We start from the raw sequence: 16165 nt of genomic DNA, 5'->3' as shown, positions 1-16165 counted from the left end.
GTTACATTTGAAGTTGGGGCATTTACTGTAAATGTTTTACCAGCTAATGCACCTTTAAGTGTAATATTTAAGCTTTTCCCTGTAACTGTAAGTGTTTCTCCACCATTGAAACTACTTAAATCAACAGTTAATGTATCACCATTTTGCGCAGATGCAACAGCGCTATTGAAATTAGTTAGAGTTTTAATATTGCTATTCTCGTCTTATATCACATAAATGTGACTTTCGTATCGAGCCTTCACCGTGCAGGCGGCTTTCACCGCACACGGCGATCCGCCAATAGTAGTGATTCGATTAATTAATAATAGTATTATATAACTATTAAAGTTCCAAAAGGATACCAATCATATTTTCATATGATTGGTCCACTAACTTATTTTGGGGAAATAAGTTTTATTAGAATTCTACTACTGACTGGGTTCCTTCGCTCCAGCTAGTTTTACCCTCTTGTGATGTTACCACCACAATACAAACGGCTAGCTATCAACACTACTATGAACCCGCCGCCATCTTACTAGCTTCACTGGTGCTTACCCACCTCTTCTAGTAAGACTTCAAACGTTCCATTACTTCTATCCCTTCTTTTGATGACCTTAGGCTTCCACTATTCAGGAATGAGAACGACTAGTTTAACAGTCAATTGTTCTAATCGCCATTATTTGATTTCACAAATAAGGATGAATACTAAACTCCTAGCTTCTACGTAATATTCACTAACTCACCCTGGATCAACATGGATTCGTCTCCTAACCATAGACACCTTTTAAGGAGCCCCGCCTCAATTCTATGAGTACGACTTCACCTGACTTCATCCCTTTGACTGGCAAAGAGTCTCACTGGATGCAGGAGGATTAGGCACTTGCTTTTAACTGTTAGCAAGGATAGGGATTTCACCCATCATATGGAAGTAACAGTTAGAACAAAACCTCATGATAGAGGCCAATTAAGCATTTCATGAGGTCTCGTTCCACTTCTTTCATTCAATTAAATACTGAATTTATGAAGTAACGTTTCGTTTATTTTTATTAAGAAGTTGCATCAGTAACATCAATAGTAGTAGTTGATGAATTACCAGCAGCGTCAGTAACAGTTACAGTAATTTTTTGATCAGTATATGGTGTATTTTGAGCAATAGTATATTTACCAGCTGTATCTTTGTTTACAATAATATCACCATATTTTACTACTGTTGATACAACATCAGTTGAAGCAGATTCAGTGAATGTAATTTCACCAGAAACTTCACCTTGATCAGTATCTAAGTCATTGAAAGTTAAGTTAGTAACTTCTGCTGGAGCAGTTCCATCAAAAGCAGTTACAACTTTACTAATGCTTAAAGCACCTGTAGTTGCATCTTTAGTTACAGTAACTGTAATTGTTGCAACTTCATCATCAGCACCATCTGCACCTAAATCAGTAGCAGTAATAGTTGCAGTACCAGCACCTTTAGCTGTTAACTCTAAGCCAGTTGCAGTTACTTTAGCAGTAGCAACAGCAGCATTAGATGTAGATACTGTATTAATTTCAGTTAAGTTTAAGTCAGCAAATGTAACAGAATCAGTTACTGCTTCACTTAAATCTGGAGTTGATCCTGTTTCAGTTGTAATAAGTTCAAATGAAACTTTACCATCAGCATTTTTGATATAAGTAGCAGTTACGCCTGCTTTAACTGCAGTTACAAATGCTTCTTCATCAATTACGTTACCAGATTCATTTTTGAATGAAGCACCATCATAGCTTACTGGTAATTTACCAGAGAATGTTACTTCTTTATTAGCTGTATCGATAGCAACAATTGCACCTGTGTAAGTATCTGCAACAGCATTTACATTAGTGAATGCAATAGAACCTGTAGTAGTTAAACCATTGTAAGATGCATAAACGTTTGCAGTTAATGCTTCATCTGTAGAAAGTTCTAATTCTGCAATACCATTAACAACGTTAACTAATTTAACAACTCTATCTTGAGTTACATCAGTTGAACCAACTGTTAATACTTTAGTTGAAGTATTTTCAACTTCAAAGCGTGCTTGGTAATCAGAAGCAGATGAGTTTTCATTTACTTTAACTTTACCATTTTGGTCTAATACGCGTAATTGTACTGTAGCTGCACCTTTAGCTGAAGTAATTTCATTATCATTAGCATCAAAGAATTTAATTCCAACACTTGTTGAAACTGGAGCTTTGAAGTAAGTAATTTCGTTAGCTTCTGCTTTTAAGTCAGCTGAATTTAGAACATTACGGTTATCAGTTCCACGATCTAAGAATACAACTGGTGTTGCATAATCTGTTGCACTCTTACCATAAACAGTAAATTTAGCTTCACCTTTGTCGTTAGATACTTTAAGTTTTACCACTTTTGCAGAATTAGTACCATTAGATTCGTAAACTGCTGCTTTGTTAGCATCTAAAATGTATGCACCTGATGATGTACCAGCTTCATCTAAGAATACGAAGAATTCTTCACCTTTAGCAGCTGGTTTACCATCTTTACCAGTAATAGTTACTAAGTAATCACGTCCACCATTACCATTAGTGTTTGATTCAACACCAGGAGCTACTGCAGCTTCAACAGCACGGAAGATCATTGTTGCGAATTCGGCTTTAGAGATGTTAGCTTTAGGATTTAATTTTCCGTCAGCACCTTTGATTACTTCGTTAGCTACAGCTGTTTCGAAGTAAGTTTTAGCCCAACCAGCTACTTTAGAAGCGTCGCTGAAAGAAGAAATGCTTTCAGAACCTTTTAAACCGAAAGCTTCTACGATTACTTTCGCAGCTTGTTCACGAGTTAAGTTGTTTGTTGGGTTGAATTTACCGTTGTCATCACCATTGAAGATCTCTGGAGATGTAGCAACTACTGCATCATAGAACCAGTTTCCAGGTGCTACGTCAGAGAAGTTTTCTGTTCCAGTAGCTTCAAGACCTAATTCTTTAGCAATGATAGTAGCAGCTTCTGCACGAGTGATGTTTGCAGATGGTTTGAAGTTACCATTTTGATCACCTGTTACAGATCCGTTATCTACTAAATATTGTACTGCGTCTTTAGCCCAAGTTGGTACTTGGTTGATGTCGTTTAATTCTGCTGCTGAAGCTACAGGCACGATAGCAGATGCTACTAATGCTGCAGTTGCAGTTGTCGCGAAAAATTTACGACCTTTGTTTTGCTTTGCCATTAATTTTTTCCTCCCTAAAAATGCTAATTAATATTATTCGTTTGAAACTAGATTACTAGAATCGTAGTGTCAACCAGCATAGTGGTATGTATCGTAGTTTCTCAGAATAATAATCAAATCTTGTTTAAGAGTAGTAAGTATACTTACTAGTCTTTAACTAGATTAGTATTCCTACTTCAAAACTATAACATTAACAAATTTTAATTTCAATACCACATCTTGAGAATTTTTGTTACTATTTCATTAAATGGATTGCAGTATTGTTACAGGTCTATCCATAGATGTTAATTTTTTATTATATTTCCATGTTATATCCATCTACATAATAGATTTTTAACCTATTGAGTTGGATTATGGAAATAAATTTTTACATTTATTCACCTATGTGTAATGAATTACCATTATTTGCGTCTGTAAACAACTTCCTATTTAACTAACAATAGTTAATTTTTTTCTCAGGATTTGTAACCAGTGTCCAATATTTCCATTGACTCACTTAATCTACCGTGCTTTTTGAAATTTTCATTTATTAATTGTCACATTATCTTAGACGTACCATGTTTTAGAAAGTTACACTTTTTATGCCTAAATTTATAAACTTTTTGGGCTTTGAATTATGTGGTATTAGATACCGGTACTTCCCTCCAGAATACAGATCATTAAACCTGCACCAAATATATATCTTTTCTTTTTATATAGGAATTCTTCAAATGTTAATTTCATATAATTCTTAGTCCCTTTTCAGTTATATTCATCGAATTTTAAAATATGCCTTTTTATTTTTGTTTTAATCCCCCTATTTAATAAGTAGAAACTCCATACAACTTAAATTTCATTTATCTCATAAGTATTATTTTTTTATTTCAATCTTGAAATACGGATTGTTTCGAAAAATTGACTTTACAAATAGCAAATTAGTCCCCTTTTCATTAACGTTTTGATTACAAGTCTATTTTTTCTAGCAATAGTTTGATAGATTTATATATTGAGAGATTATTTTGCTCAATTGTCAAAGTAATGCTAATGAAGGAGGAATTTGTAGAATGAAACGCCGATTCGTTGCTGCATTCGTACTAATGTTCGGAATCAGCTACACAGCACCAAAAGCAGCATCTGCGGAAGATATTTCTGGCCATTGGGCGTATACGGAAATGAACTATCTTATTAATGAAGAGATTATGAAGGGCGATGACACAGGTAGTTACCGTCTTAATGATTCTGTAAACCGCGCAGAGTTTGCTACATTTCTAGTACGAGCTTTAGAGTTACCTGGAGTTGATACTACTTCTACTTTCAATGATGTGAAAGCTGGAGATTGGTATTATGACGCAGTTAACCAAGCTTCTTACTATGAACTGATTAAAGGCGACGACAAAGGGAACTTCAAACCAAATGATAAAATCACTCGTCAAGAAATGGCTGCCATGATGAAACGTGCACTAGATCAGCTAGGAATTGAATCATCTGCAGGAACGATTTCATTTAATGATAATGCACAAATCGCTAATTGGGCATATGATGATGTTCAACGTGTTGTTTCTGCTGAATTGATGAGTGGAAAACCCGGAAATTTATTTGCACCAAAAGCACAAGCATCTCGTGCAGAGGCTGGGGTTGTTTTATACCGTTTGTTAGGTTTGGAGACTGATCCTGGGAATGAACTGGAACCTGAGGAACCAGGGATTGAGCCAGAACCTGAAGAACCTACAACAGAACCTGAAGTGCCAGGTACAGAGGAACCGGGTACTGAAGAGCCTGGAACGGAAGAACCTGAGGAGCCAGTAACAAGTCTTGAGCCAATCTATGAAACATCTAATTATCCAGTAGATTTTTCTCATGTTTTAAATCTACAGGCTAATCATAGACCGAATCAAGATGGCGGTGGCGTATTTATCGCTACACCTGCATTTGTTGCATATCATTTAAATTCTAATAACTTTGCAGTGAATAGTCCTGAATACTATCAGTTCTTAAAACTTTCTAAACCTGTACAAGGTTTAGATGCAAATGAGATCAACCAAAAAGAACTTTCTGACAAATATATCTTAAAGGGTACTGCTGCTTCCTTTATCGAAGCTGGTTTAACTCACGAGATTAATGCGATTTACTTAATTGCGCATGCTTTACATGAAACAAATCTTGGTAGATCCAAACTAGCAAATGGGATTGAAGTTGGTTTAAATGCTGAAGGTAAGCCAGAAATGGTTACAGATGAAAATCGTGAAAGTTTAAGTAACATTAAATTAACTTACAACTTCTATGGAATTGGTGCGATAAATAAGGATCCAAACAAATATGGATCTGAAAGAGCTTATTCTGAAGGTTGGTTTACAATTCATGATGCGATTGTTGGTGGAGCTAAGTTTGTTAGAGAAAAATACATCGATGAAGGACAAGACACTTTATATAAAATGAAGTGGGATCCAGATCAACCAACTAATCATCAATATGCAACCCATGTACAATGGGCAATCATTCAAGCAAGAAAAATTCATGACATCTATGCAAAGACTGGATCTGACAAAACGACTCAATTAGTTTTCGATGTCCCACAATATAGAAATCAACCAGCGACTTCTCCACTTCCAGCACCTGAAGCACAATATGCAGTATTACCTGCGTTGCAAGGTGGAGTTGGTTATATTAACTCAACTGATGGAGATGTGAGATTAAGATCATATCCTGCAATCATTAACACAAACATTATTACTCAATTACCACATGGCACTAAAATTTCCGTTGTTGGTAGTAACGGAAATTGGTACCGTGTAGTTGCAAATGGTAAGGAAGGTTGGGTTCGTAACGATTATACGAAATTGACAAACCTTCTGAAGGTAGTTGATTTATCTGCGTATGCAGTTAAAGTAGTAAACTTGAGAAGCGAACCAAACACATCAAGTACAAGTCTTACTACTGTAGCACATAATACAGTACTGGCTGTTGTTGTTGATGGGGATGGCAACCTTGTAAAAGATGGCGATTGGTATCAAGTCATTGCAAATGGTAAAACAGGTTGGATTCGTGGAGATTTGTTAGAGGAACTTAAGAAGTAAGTGTTAATGGCCCAAGCGGAGTTTCGCTTGGGTTGTTTTTTGTTTGGGGCGTTTATTTCAAGTTAGGTGTTTTACAAATGCTGAAAACGCCGGCTGACGGAATCGGGATACGACATATTCGGAATTATGTGCAGGTTGCGCTTAATTTTGGTTATGTCGTGTGTTGATTTCGGTGAATGAGGGATTTGAGTTATATATATGTAGATTTACATGGAAAGCTGATGGATTTTGTTTGCAGACTTAGAAATTGCAAATGGATCTCCGAGATCCAAATTGAATGTGTGATTTCGCAAATACCTTCCGCTGATTCGCAAGTATTTCTGCCGAATTCGCAAGTAAACTCAATTTCGCAAATGGATCCCCAAAATTCGCAAATTGATTGAGCATTTTCGCAAATACCTTCCGTTGAATCGCAAGTATTTCCTCCAAATTCGCAAGTAAACTCATTATCGCAAATGGATCCCCGAAATCCGCAAATTGAATGGGCGAATTCGCAAATAGCTTCCACAGAATCGCAAGTATTTCTGCCAGATTCGAAAGTAAACTCAATTTCGCAAATGGATCCCCGAAATTCGCAAATGGAATGGGCATTTTCGCAAATACTTTCCACAGAATCGCAAGTATTTCATTCAAATTCGCAAGTAAACTCAATTTCGCAAATAGATCCCCGAAATTCGCAAATTGAATGGGCATTTTCGCAAATACCTTCCATAGAATCGCAAGTATTTCTTCCAAATTCGCAAGTAAACTCATTATCGCAAATAGGTCTCCGAAATTCGCAAATTGAATGAGCAATTTCGCAAATGCCTTCCGCAGAGTCGCAAGTATTTCAGTCAAATTCGCAAGTAAACTCAATTTCGCAAATTGATCGCGCAAAATCGCAAATATTCTCCACAGAATCGCAAGTATTTCACCTGAATTCGCAAGTAACCAGATTTACTGTACTAATCATGCAATTTAATAAGCCAGCAATTTTCATACCGTAACAAATTTAATCTTTGCCACACCGTTTTTACACGCATGAAATCTACATTCTGATAGATTATAAATATATTCCTGCTAATTCATTTATGGTATGATTGTTGGCAGTATGAAGGTTATAAGATGAAAGGTTTGAATTTTGATGAAATTTGTAACGATTATGAATGTTCCGTTTTTACATACGACACAAGAAGACTTTGTCACGCTCTTAGAGAAGCGTGTTGACGAAAAACAGAAAACATTTGTTATTACAGCGAATCCAGAGATTGTGATGCGCGCAAATGAAGATCCCGAGTTAATGAATTACGTGAAACAAGCTACATACATCTGTGCGGATGGGATTGGGGTTGTAAAAGCCGCGTCTATGCTTGGCACACCACTACCTGAACGAGTGACGGGTTATGATACGATGGTTCGCTTACTTGAGGATGGCGACAAAAAGCGCTATAAAATCTTCCTATTAGGAGCGCAAAAAGAAACGATTGAAAAAACTGTCGAAAATATTCATGCAACCTATCCAGGTATTGACATCGTCGGATATCATGATGGATTTTTTGACTGGGATAATAACGATATTGCCGAAAAAGCTGCAGCATTAAAACCTGACCTTATTTTCGTTGCTCTTGGTGTACCTAGACAAGAAAGATGGATTACTCAAAATATGGACAAGTTTGACCATGGTGTGTTTATTGGTGTTGGAGGTTCTTTCGATGTAATCGCTGGTACGGTGAAACGTGCTCCAGTTATTTGGCAAAAAATGAATCTTGAATGGCTTTACCGCCTTCTGAAACAACCAAGTCGTTTTGGTAGAATGCTTGTCCTACCAAAGTTCGCACTAAAAGTTCGTAAGATGAAACGTACTGGTCAGGGGTCTACAAAATGAGTCAATCCACTTTTGTCAAAAGTACGCTAATCCTGACAGTAGCGACTCTCCTATCAAAGATCTTGGGTAGTGTTTTCCGCATTCCTTTGCAAAATATCGCTGGAGATGAAGTGCTCGGGATTTTTAGTATGGTGTACCCCGTTTATATGGTTGCACTTTATTTATCGGTGGCAGGGATTCCTGTTGCGATTTCGAAGTTGATTGCCCAAGTGAATGCGAATAATGAGCCTGACAAAGTAAGGGACATTTATGTTACCGCAAGTATTTTGGCCCTTTCTTTTGGTGTGCTAAGTTTTTCGATCATTTATGGATTCTCCAATGAAATTGCAAATGCCCTTGGTGGACCATCGACTCGTATTGCATTAATTGTTGTTGCACTTACTTTGTTAGTTGCTCCGTATATGGCCGTGTATCGTGGATTTTTCCAAGGTTACGGCAATATGCAACCGACAGCGATTTCGCAAGTACTTGAACAATTAATACGTGTTGGGATTATTTTGGTCGCTGCTTATGTACTTGTTTCAATGGATTATTCTAACGACATGGTCGCTGGTGGCGTGATGATTGGCTCTGTATTTGGTGCCCTTGCTTCCCTTGTCTATTTACGATTGAAGTTTAGTCGTTCGAAAGACAAAGTGAAATCGAAGACGAAATATTCAGTTGGTGAGTTCTCTAATTGGAGTAAAGTGATCTTAAAGTTATCGATTCCGATTGCCATCGGTTCTGTCATGATGGCCTTATTTAATTTTGTTGATTCCTTTACTGTTACAGCAAGTTTGAGAAATATTGGTGTGGAAGCTGAACGAATCAATTATTTATACGGTATTTATGGACGTGGACAGACGATGGTGCAAATTGCTACCGTTTTTGCGACTTCGATTATTCTGCCGTTAATTCCGTTGATTACAAAGAAGCTTGCGGAAAATGATTTAATAGGAACTCGTTCCGTTATTGAACGTACTCATAGAATGACACACCTTATATCTTGGCCAGCTGCCCTTGGTTTATTCGCTTTAACATTGCCATTGAACTTAGCTTTGTTTACGAATTTAGAAGGAAGTTCGATGTTAGCAATCATCAACATAAGCTCTGTGTTTACTTCGTTAACGATTTTAGGAACGGGAATTTTACAGGGGATGGGTTCTGAGCGAATGGCGGCGACGATCATTATTGGCGGGGTTTTATTGAAAATCGTGTCTAATATGTTCTTCATCCAACTGTACGGATTAGATGGTGCAGCGATTTCGACTTTATTTGTATATGTTGTGTTATTTATTGTAAATTCGCTATTTATTTTCAAAAGAATTCGTTATTCTATCATTAATAGACAAGTGATCATGATCGTACTTTCTTCTATTGTAATGGGATGCGTTGTGGGGATTCCTACGTTGATGTTTGACCTGGTGGATTGGTCACGAATCCTCGCGTTAGCTTACGTATTTATTGCAATGGGTGTTGGTGGAATGATTTACTTTGCTCTTTTATATGTAACAAAAACCATTACAAAACAAGATTTGAAACAACTGCCGGTGATCGGTAAAAAAATTAAATAGGAGAGGAACACATTTATGGTAAAACAAAAATGGCTATGGTTAGTCGTCGTTGCCCTACTAATCATATCAATTCCCGGCCTAGTCAATAGGTGGAATGTTGAAACATCGAGCAACAATTATGAAATTATTATTCCTTATGATGAGATACTGCATGTAGCAGAAAATAGTGAACTATCTGTTGATACTGTCCTCTCTAGATTGAAAGAGGCTGGGCTGACGACGGTGAGTATTGAGCCTTCTTCATTAGAAGAATTAGAAGAACAAGGTGTATTAGCTGTTTATGATGAGTATGAACTAAAAAGTTTATTGCTATTTTCACCTTTTAAAGATGAGTTTGATGGCAAAAAGGGTTTATATGTTAGCATCCCTGAAGATCCGGATTTCCGAGACTTCTTAAAAGATGTCATTCAACCTGATGAAATAGTAATAGGTGATGTGCCTTTTTATTTCTTACCTAAGAACAATGGCAATTACTATATAGACACGCCGATTGGCTATAACGTTGCTGCAATTGAAAAAATTAATAGTCATGGTCTTATGCATATTTTCCGAGCGAAAAATGACGAAGAACATGTGAATGAAAATATTGTTGACCAACTTGTTTCTTTCAAAAATGAAAATGTTTCAGGTATTTTAGGCATTGGAGAAGAAATGATTGGGTATGGGCTTAGCGTTGAAGATAAAAACATTCATCATCAAATAGTCAAGAGATTAAAAGATGCTGGGTACTATTATTATTCCATTGATGGTGATAATAAAAAACAACGAGGCGAAGAGGTCTTTGCCAAAGCAACAGATTATGACATTATCCGTTTGATCAGTATGGATATCAATAAAGAGTCTAAGTTGAATGTCCCAGAAGGAGTTGACCGATCCATACGTGCAATCAAAGAACGAAATATTAAATCGTTTTTCTGGCACATTAGAGAAAAAGGAAATGCAGAAGAGAACTTAGATGAAACTATTCGTTATATAACAGATGTTCAAGCAAAAATGGAAAAAACGGCTCCTCATTTTACACCAGGGGCACCAATTCTGTTTGATAAAATTTCTGTCCCTTCATGGGTAACAGCACTGGTTTTACTTTCTGGAATTATCTTTACATACATCATGTCTGAGTTAGTAAGAAGTCAGATTTTACGTCTTCTTGCAACAGGATTTATGGTGTTATTGGCTGGAGCTTATTTTGTGCTCGACCGTCTATTATTTATCCAAGCATTTGCTTTAGTGATTGCCTGCATTACACCGATTTATGCAGTTATAAAAGCTTCAAATGGATCGACAAAGATTAGAAATATTTTAGTTCAATACGTAAAAGCTGTCGGTATTAGTTTGATAGGAATTGCGATTGTTATTGGTTTATTGAACGGCAATGGATTTATTTCTGGTTATGAAGCATTTAGAGGGGTTAAACTTGTTTATATTGTCCCAATTGCAGGAATTGCATTATTTGTATTATTGAACTGGACAAATATTGGTTCTGGTGGTCTGAAAACAGGTATTAAGCAAACAGGATTGTTGTTAGATAAAGAAATTAAGTTTTGGCATTTACTAGTTGCTGTAATTGTTGCTGCTGTAGGTATGTTCTATATGATGAGAACAGGTAACTTTGGGCCGGTTAGCGGTTTGGAGTTAAAACTTAGACAGCTTATAGAAGACATTTTATATGTACGTCCAAGAACGAAGGAATTTTTAATCGGCTTCCCATTATTTGTTTTGGCACTTTATGTGATGGGAATTCATCGTAAGCTGGGTATGATTTTCTTAATCCCAGGTGTTATCGGTTTCTTATCAATTGTTAATACATTTACACATTTACACATTCCAATTGGTATATCACTACTACGTACATTTTATAGTGTTGTCTTAGGATTTGTAGTGGGTCTTGTGTTTATTCTTATTTACAAAGTTTTAAGCCATTATTATGCAAAGGCTAAGAGATATATGGAAACTCCGTAATGGTGATTGCGGAGTAGTGTTTGGAGGGGTGCTTAGTGCACATCGTTTTATCTGGCTATTACGGGTTTGATAATGTTGGTGATGAGGCGATTCTCTTCTCAATCATTTCAGCATTTCGTAAGTTAGATCCAGAAGTTAAGATTACGGTATTATCGAATAATCCGGAGTCCACTGCCGCGACTTATGGTGTGAATGCGGTGAATCGATGGAAGTTTGCTGAAGTCGGCGCTGTGCTGAAAGAAGCGGATGGTCTTGTGAGTGGCGGCGGTAGTTTGCTACAGGACAAGACTGGATTGAAGTCGATTCCGTATTATACAGGAATTATGCGCATGGCAAAAAAGCATGGCAAGCCGGTGTTTATTTACGCGCAAGGTATGGGCCCGATTGATAAATGGATTAGTAAGTTTATTACTAAGGGTATGTTAAATAAAGTTGACGGTATTACGGTGCGTGATGAAGCGTCACGCGAATTGCTTCGCGGGATTGGCGTGAAGAAAGATATTAAGGTTGTACCTGACCCAGTGATTGGGCTGAGCGGTAGTGACTTCCGAAGTGATTGGTTGGCTTCGCAATCGTGGGCTGACGATTCATATGTTTCTGTCAGTGTGCGAGATTGGCCATCGTCAGTACCGTTTATGGAAAAGATTGCGGATGGATTAGATCGCCTTGCTGCGAGCGGTGTGAAGATTGTGTTTGTCCCGATGCACGGTGAACATGATGCGAAAGCTTCTGCTTCTGTTGCTGAGATGATGAAGGAAGCTAGCGTCATTGCACCTGCGGATCTCTCGATTGAAGAGAAGATTGCGGTCATTGGTGAATCGGCGTTATTGATTGGACTAAGACTCCATTCTTTAATCTTCGCGGCAATCCAATACACACCATTCATCGCTCTATCATACGATCCGAAAATCGATGCATTCGCAGATATCGTTTCCCAACCGGTATTGGGACATGTGGAAAAGGATGATTGGAGCGGACAAGCTCTGTATGATCGTTCTACTGCTGTGCTATCTGATCGAAGCGCTGCTGAAGCGGCAATCCGTAGTAAAGTTGAAAAGTTGCAAATCGGAGCGCTTGAAACGGCGAAGCTTGCTTTGGAAGTTTTTAAAAAGTAATTGAAGAGTTGAATTTGAGTGTCCTGAAAGCTTGGCTTTCAGGGCATTTTTTTGATGGGGATTGTTTATTTGCGAAAACTTGGGGTTTACTTGCGATATTGAGAGGGTTACTTGCGAATTTAGAGGGTTTATTTGCGGGTTTCGGTAGTTTATTTGCGAAATCCTGATTACTTGCGATTTCTGATGATTTACTTGCGATATTACAAGGCTTACTTGCGAATTTAGAGGGGCTATTTGCGGGTTTCGGTAGTCTATTTGCGAAATCCTGATTACTTGCGATTTCTGATGATTTACTTGCGATATTAAGAGGATTATTTGCGAATTTGAAAGGTTTATTTGCGGGTTTCGGTAGTCTATTTGCGATATCCCATTTACTTGCGATTTCTGATGATTTACTTGCGATATTGAGAGGGTTACTTGCGAATTTGGAGGGTTTATTTGCGGGTTTCGGTATTCTATTTGCGATATCCCATTTACTTGCGATTTCTGATGATTTACTTGCGATATTACGAGGTTTACTTGCGATTCTGCGGGGTTTATTTGCAATTTCCACACCCTATTTACGAAATCCTGATTACTTGCGATTTCTGATGATTTACTTGCGAATTTGCAGGGTTTATTTACGGATTTTGATATTTTATTTGCTATCATCACCTTCCTTGCAAACACCTCGCCCATCCCCAATAATCACCAATACCATTTTCGAACAAATCTAACTTTTAATTGAATAACCTCCCTCCATTTTGGTAATAATAGGGATAATCTATAGAAGGTGGGATAGGTGTGAAGGATTCTAAATTCTATTCATTGACGAAGGAAGATTGGCTGTTTGGGATTATTGGCTCTGGAATTGTTGTTACAATTATTCACCTTTTTATTTTATAAAATTTGTTGTTTTTTGCCATCGCTATTAGTTTTGCTTTCCCCCTCCCTTTTTTAGAAAGTCCAAAGACCAATCTTTAAATGAGTAAATTTTCACACCAACCATACTGAAATAGTAAAAGCACCTGCGATTTATAAAAAATCGAGGTGCTTTTTTATTGTTGTTGAGACATGCTGTTTGTTCCTCCGTTATCTGCCAGTCATGTATGCTATTGAGAAAAAGGATTTTAACTAACTAGCTATCATACCCACGGAATTCTACAACGAAATTAACCACTTTTCGATTGGTACTTCTCTCTCTTCCCTACTAAAGCGTAGAAAAGTTCTTCATTGCGCTCGGCTAAAGCCTCGTCAATGAGCCTTTCCAAGTTTTGTTCCTCTAAAACAGAAATGATGTCATCAATCTCTGATTCTTCCTTCCCAGTGACAAGATTTACAGTTTCCTTCTGCGATACAGCCTCATCAATGATTGCCATTAAGTGATCGTGTACATCAGATTGCACCAGCAGTTGGTACAAAGGATAACGGACAAAACGGTTGCCGCGCTGGAACACAAAAATTTCCGATAAGTTTTCAATTTGCATCGTGTTTAGGTTAATAATCATTTCTTTTCCATCCACTGGAATGAAGTGGTACAACTCATCGTCCTTGGTTATTGAAAAATATTGATACGCGAACACTAAACGCAAAGTATTATCTGTTACTTTTGTGTAGAAAGGTTTCATATACTGAACATGTATCATAATTCCCCTCCTAAAATAGAAGTTCTAACATCTGACCTTGTAAGCGATTGCACTTTTTCTTTCTTTTTATGTGGTGTTTCGCTTACAAATCCGGCGTTTATTTCTCTGTAGAGATAATCCGCTTATTTATTTATACGATTGTAAGATGCCGATAATGATATGTTCTCCACACTTTTCTTCTTTCAAACTTCAACAGAACATCGAATTTTGAAATATTGTGTAGTTATCATGTTTTAGGATGCTTCAATTTTAGGTTCATTTTTAATTTCACAGGTGAAGTTTTTACATTGCGGGGTCTTTAGGTGGGGCATCCTCTATGTACATTACAAAACTCCATCGCTTTTCTTAGAGTTTAAGAATATCATACGTGATGTGGGTGATATTTTGACTGTAAAGTATTTTAGGATTCTAAGTACTTTATTTCTTTCTCTTTCATTGGTTTCAAGAATTAATTTTCCTTGAATAAAATCAAATATAACACTTTCATAAAGTACATCATCCACTTGAATCTTAGTAAATTCTTTATAAAGTTCAGAAGATGAGTATTGTGCGCGACACTCATTTACAAGATCCTCATATACCGTAAAAGTCCATTGAAAGTCAGAGTGTCGTAATTGTCCAATATTCGATTGTGGAATTGTAATTTCATACCTTCGCAATTGCGATTCCTCCATTTCCAAATGTGCTAATTTATCCATTATTTTAATAAATTTGTAGAATTTTGTAAATATTATATTTACGAATATTGATTGTTTTTTAATATTCCTTGCAATATTTTGTATTTTATTATGCTTATAAAACTGATTATTAACCTATTTTTCATTACATTAGTAAGTATTTTGAACTACTTTACTTTCTAATTTCATCTGGTATTTTATATTTTCTATTTCTATATGATCCGCTAGTTTCAAAGTTTAGTCTCGTTAATAACCTTGTTGTTGAATATATGGATTTAATGTTTAAAAATTCTCTTATTTCACTATTGGTAAACGAATTACTAAACAAATATTTATAGTCATATATTGCTTCCAAAAAGGCGTTTTTACTTTTTCTATTACAAAGTGGACATATAAATGTACCGTGTTTAAATTCCATTGCTGTTCTATAATTGCAATTTCTACATAGAACACCTCTGGCTATATCCCTACTATCAACACTTGGTCTCCATATTTTACGTTTCAATCCAACTAATAATCTCTTCTTTATCTCATTATATTGAAAATCGGTTATATATGGATTTGGATGTTTTTGAAACAGTTTGTTAAGCTTCGATTGTAAACCACTTAAATGAAAAACGGGTACAAATTTGGGAGCATTCTGAATGATTGTTGAATCTTTTACTATAATGACAGCAACTTCTACTGGTAAATTGATTCCCCACTTTTTGAATAGTCGGTTAATGAACCTTGCATGTCTTTCAATTTGATCAACTGGGTTATAATAACCATTAATGTCCCCCTCAAAATCCTTTCGCAAAAATTGACTTTTATCTTCATCAAACATTAATATCCCAGAAAAATTCTTTATATCAATTATCCAAATAAAATGTTGACATAGAAAGACCGTATCCATTTGATGAGATCTCCCAATATCGCTTAACGTTTCATAATTGTGAAGTAATGAATAATTCACTGGAATTTCTAACTCATCCCATTCCCGATCAGCCTGAAGTTCCCCCTCATATCCAACATTCAATTTTATATATTCATCCCTATAATTCTTATATTTTGTAGGGTCATTTGTTTTTAATCTTCTAAATAAAGACTCAAGGGCTAGATGTGAAAATGATTTTGTTCTTTTTAAAATTATCAATTGTGATTCCT

Annotated in this window: 12 protein-coding genes; 7 read left to right on the top strand and 5 right to left on the bottom strand. The window is 36.5% G+C overall.

Annotated elements, in window-relative coordinates:
• Window positions 1–1025: 1025 nt before the first annotated feature.
• On the bottom strand, window positions 1026–3173 hold the full coding sequence (locus CRO45_RS00545; protein WP_097147677.1) for an S-layer homology domain-containing protein: 2148 nt from the start codon (window positions 3171–3173) through the stop codon (window positions 1026–1028).
• A 1043-nt stretch (window positions 3174–4216) separates the two neighbouring features.
• Here CRO45_RS00545 and CRO45_RS00540 point away from each other — a divergent pair.
• Window positions 4217–6226 carry an S-layer homology domain-containing protein gene (locus CRO45_RS00540; protein ID WP_097147676.1) on the top strand — a complete coding sequence of 670 codons (2010 nt, stop codon included), beginning with the start codon at window positions 4217–4219 and terminating at the stop codon, window positions 6224–6226.
• Between the two features lie 240 nt (window positions 6227–6466).
• On the opposite strand, the gene CRO45_RS00535 is transcribed toward CRO45_RS00540, so the two are convergent.
• Window positions 6467–7102: a hypothetical protein gene (locus CRO45_RS00535; RefSeq protein ID WP_097147675.1), complete on the bottom strand. Its 636-nt coding sequence runs from the start codon at window positions 7100–7102 to the stop codon at window positions 6467–6469.
• Between the two features lie 247 nt (window positions 7103–7349).
• Here CRO45_RS00535 and CRO45_RS00530 point away from each other — a divergent pair, with 247 nt between their 5' ends.
• The 6 genes from CRO45_RS00530 to CRO45_RS19870 all read left to right on the top strand — a co-directional run bounded on the left by CRO45_RS00530 (window position 7350) and on the right by CRO45_RS19870 (window position 13433).
• Window positions 7350–8090, top strand: coding sequence for a WecB/TagA/CpsF family glycosyltransferase (locus CRO45_RS00530; RefSeq protein ID WP_235864495.1), 741 nt, complete (start codon window positions 7350–7352; stop codon window positions 8088–8090).
• A complete protein-coding gene (locus CRO45_RS00525; RefSeq protein WP_097147674.1) occupies window positions 8087–9643 on the top strand; it encodes a putative polysaccharide biosynthesis protein in 1557 nt (518 codons plus the stop codon). Before CRO45_RS00530 ends, CRO45_RS00525 begins: the two co-directional genes overlap by 4 nt.
• 15 nt (window positions 9644–9658) lie before the next feature.
• On the top strand, window positions 9659–11602 hold the full coding sequence (locus CRO45_RS00520; protein WP_097147673.1) for a DUF5693 family protein: 1944 nt from the start codon (window positions 9659–9661) through the stop codon (window positions 11600–11602).
• Window positions 11603–11637: 35 nt separating this feature from the next.
• Window positions 11638–12717, top strand: coding sequence for a polysaccharide pyruvyl transferase CsaB (gene csaB, locus CRO45_RS00515; RefSeq protein ID WP_097147672.1), 1080 nt, complete (start codon window positions 11638–11640; stop codon window positions 12715–12717).
• Between the two features lie 14 nt (window positions 12718–12731).
• Window positions 12732–12884: a hypothetical protein gene (locus CRO45_RS19960; RefSeq protein ID WP_170949370.1), complete on the top strand. Its 153-nt coding sequence runs from the start codon at window positions 12732–12734 to the stop codon at window positions 12882–12884.
• A gap of 156 nt (window positions 12885–13040) precedes the next feature.
• Window positions 13041–13433 (top strand): hypothetical protein, encoded by a 393-nt coding sequence (locus tag CRO45_RS19870; RefSeq protein WP_141400307.1) that lies wholly within the window; start codon window positions 13041–13043, stop codon window positions 13431–13433.
• A gap of 435 nt (window positions 13434–13868) precedes the next feature.
• Here CRO45_RS19870 and CRO45_RS00505 read toward each other — a convergent pair whose 3' ends face one another.
• From CRO45_RS00505 to CRO45_RS00495, 3 genes are all read right to left on the bottom strand, one after another.
• Window positions 13869–14342: an IDEAL domain-containing protein gene (locus CRO45_RS00505; protein WP_097147670.1), complete on the bottom strand. Its 474-nt coding sequence runs from the start codon at window positions 14340–14342 to the stop codon at window positions 13869–13871.
• A gap of 323 nt (window positions 14343–14665) precedes the next feature.
• Complete coding sequence (locus tag CRO45_RS00500) at window positions 14666–15001, bottom strand: hypothetical protein (protein ID WP_097147669.1); 336 nt, start codon at window positions 14999–15001, stop codon at window positions 14666–14668.
• A 190-nt stretch (window positions 15002–15191) separates the two neighbouring features.
• Entirely contained in the window at window positions 15192–16154 is a 963-nt protein-coding gene (locus CRO45_RS00495; protein ID WP_170949369.1) for a nuclease-related domain-containing protein, read from the bottom strand.
• Window positions 16155–16165 lie beyond the last annotated feature (11 nt).

The organism is Ureibacillus acetophenoni (genome assembly GCF_900220965.1).
Classification (GTDB): Bacteria; Bacillota; Bacilli; order Bacillales_A; family Planococcaceae; genus Ureibacillus; species Ureibacillus acetophenoni.
The sequence above is the reverse complement of the archived record's forward strand: the minus strand, read 5'-3'. Positions and strand labels throughout refer to the sequence as shown.

Bases quoted from the DNA above. Each gene is read 5' to 3' on its own strand.
- CRO45_RS00545 (WP_097147677.1), bottom strand. From the start codon at position 3,173: ATGGCAAAGCAAAACAAAGGTCGTAAATTTTTCGCGACAACTGCAACT.
- CRO45_RS00520 (WP_097147673.1), top strand. From the start codon at position 9,659: ATGGTAAAACAAAAATGGCTATGGTTAGTCGTCGTTGCCCTACTAATC.
- CRO45_RS00540 (WP_097147676.1), top strand. From the start codon at position 4,217: ATGAAACGCCGATTCGTTGCTGCATTCGTACTAATGTTCGGAATCAGC.
- CRO45_RS00525 (WP_097147674.1), top strand. From the start codon at position 8,087: ATGAGTCAATCCACTTTTGTCAAAAGTACGCTAATCCTGACAGTAGCG.
- CRO45_RS00505 (WP_097147670.1), bottom strand. From the start codon at position 14,342: ATGATACATGTTCAGTATATGAAACCTTTCTACACAAAAGTAACAGAT.
- CRO45_RS00530 (WP_235864495.1), top strand. From the start codon at position 7,350: ATGAAATTTGTAACGATTATGAATGTTCCGTTTTTACATACGACACAA.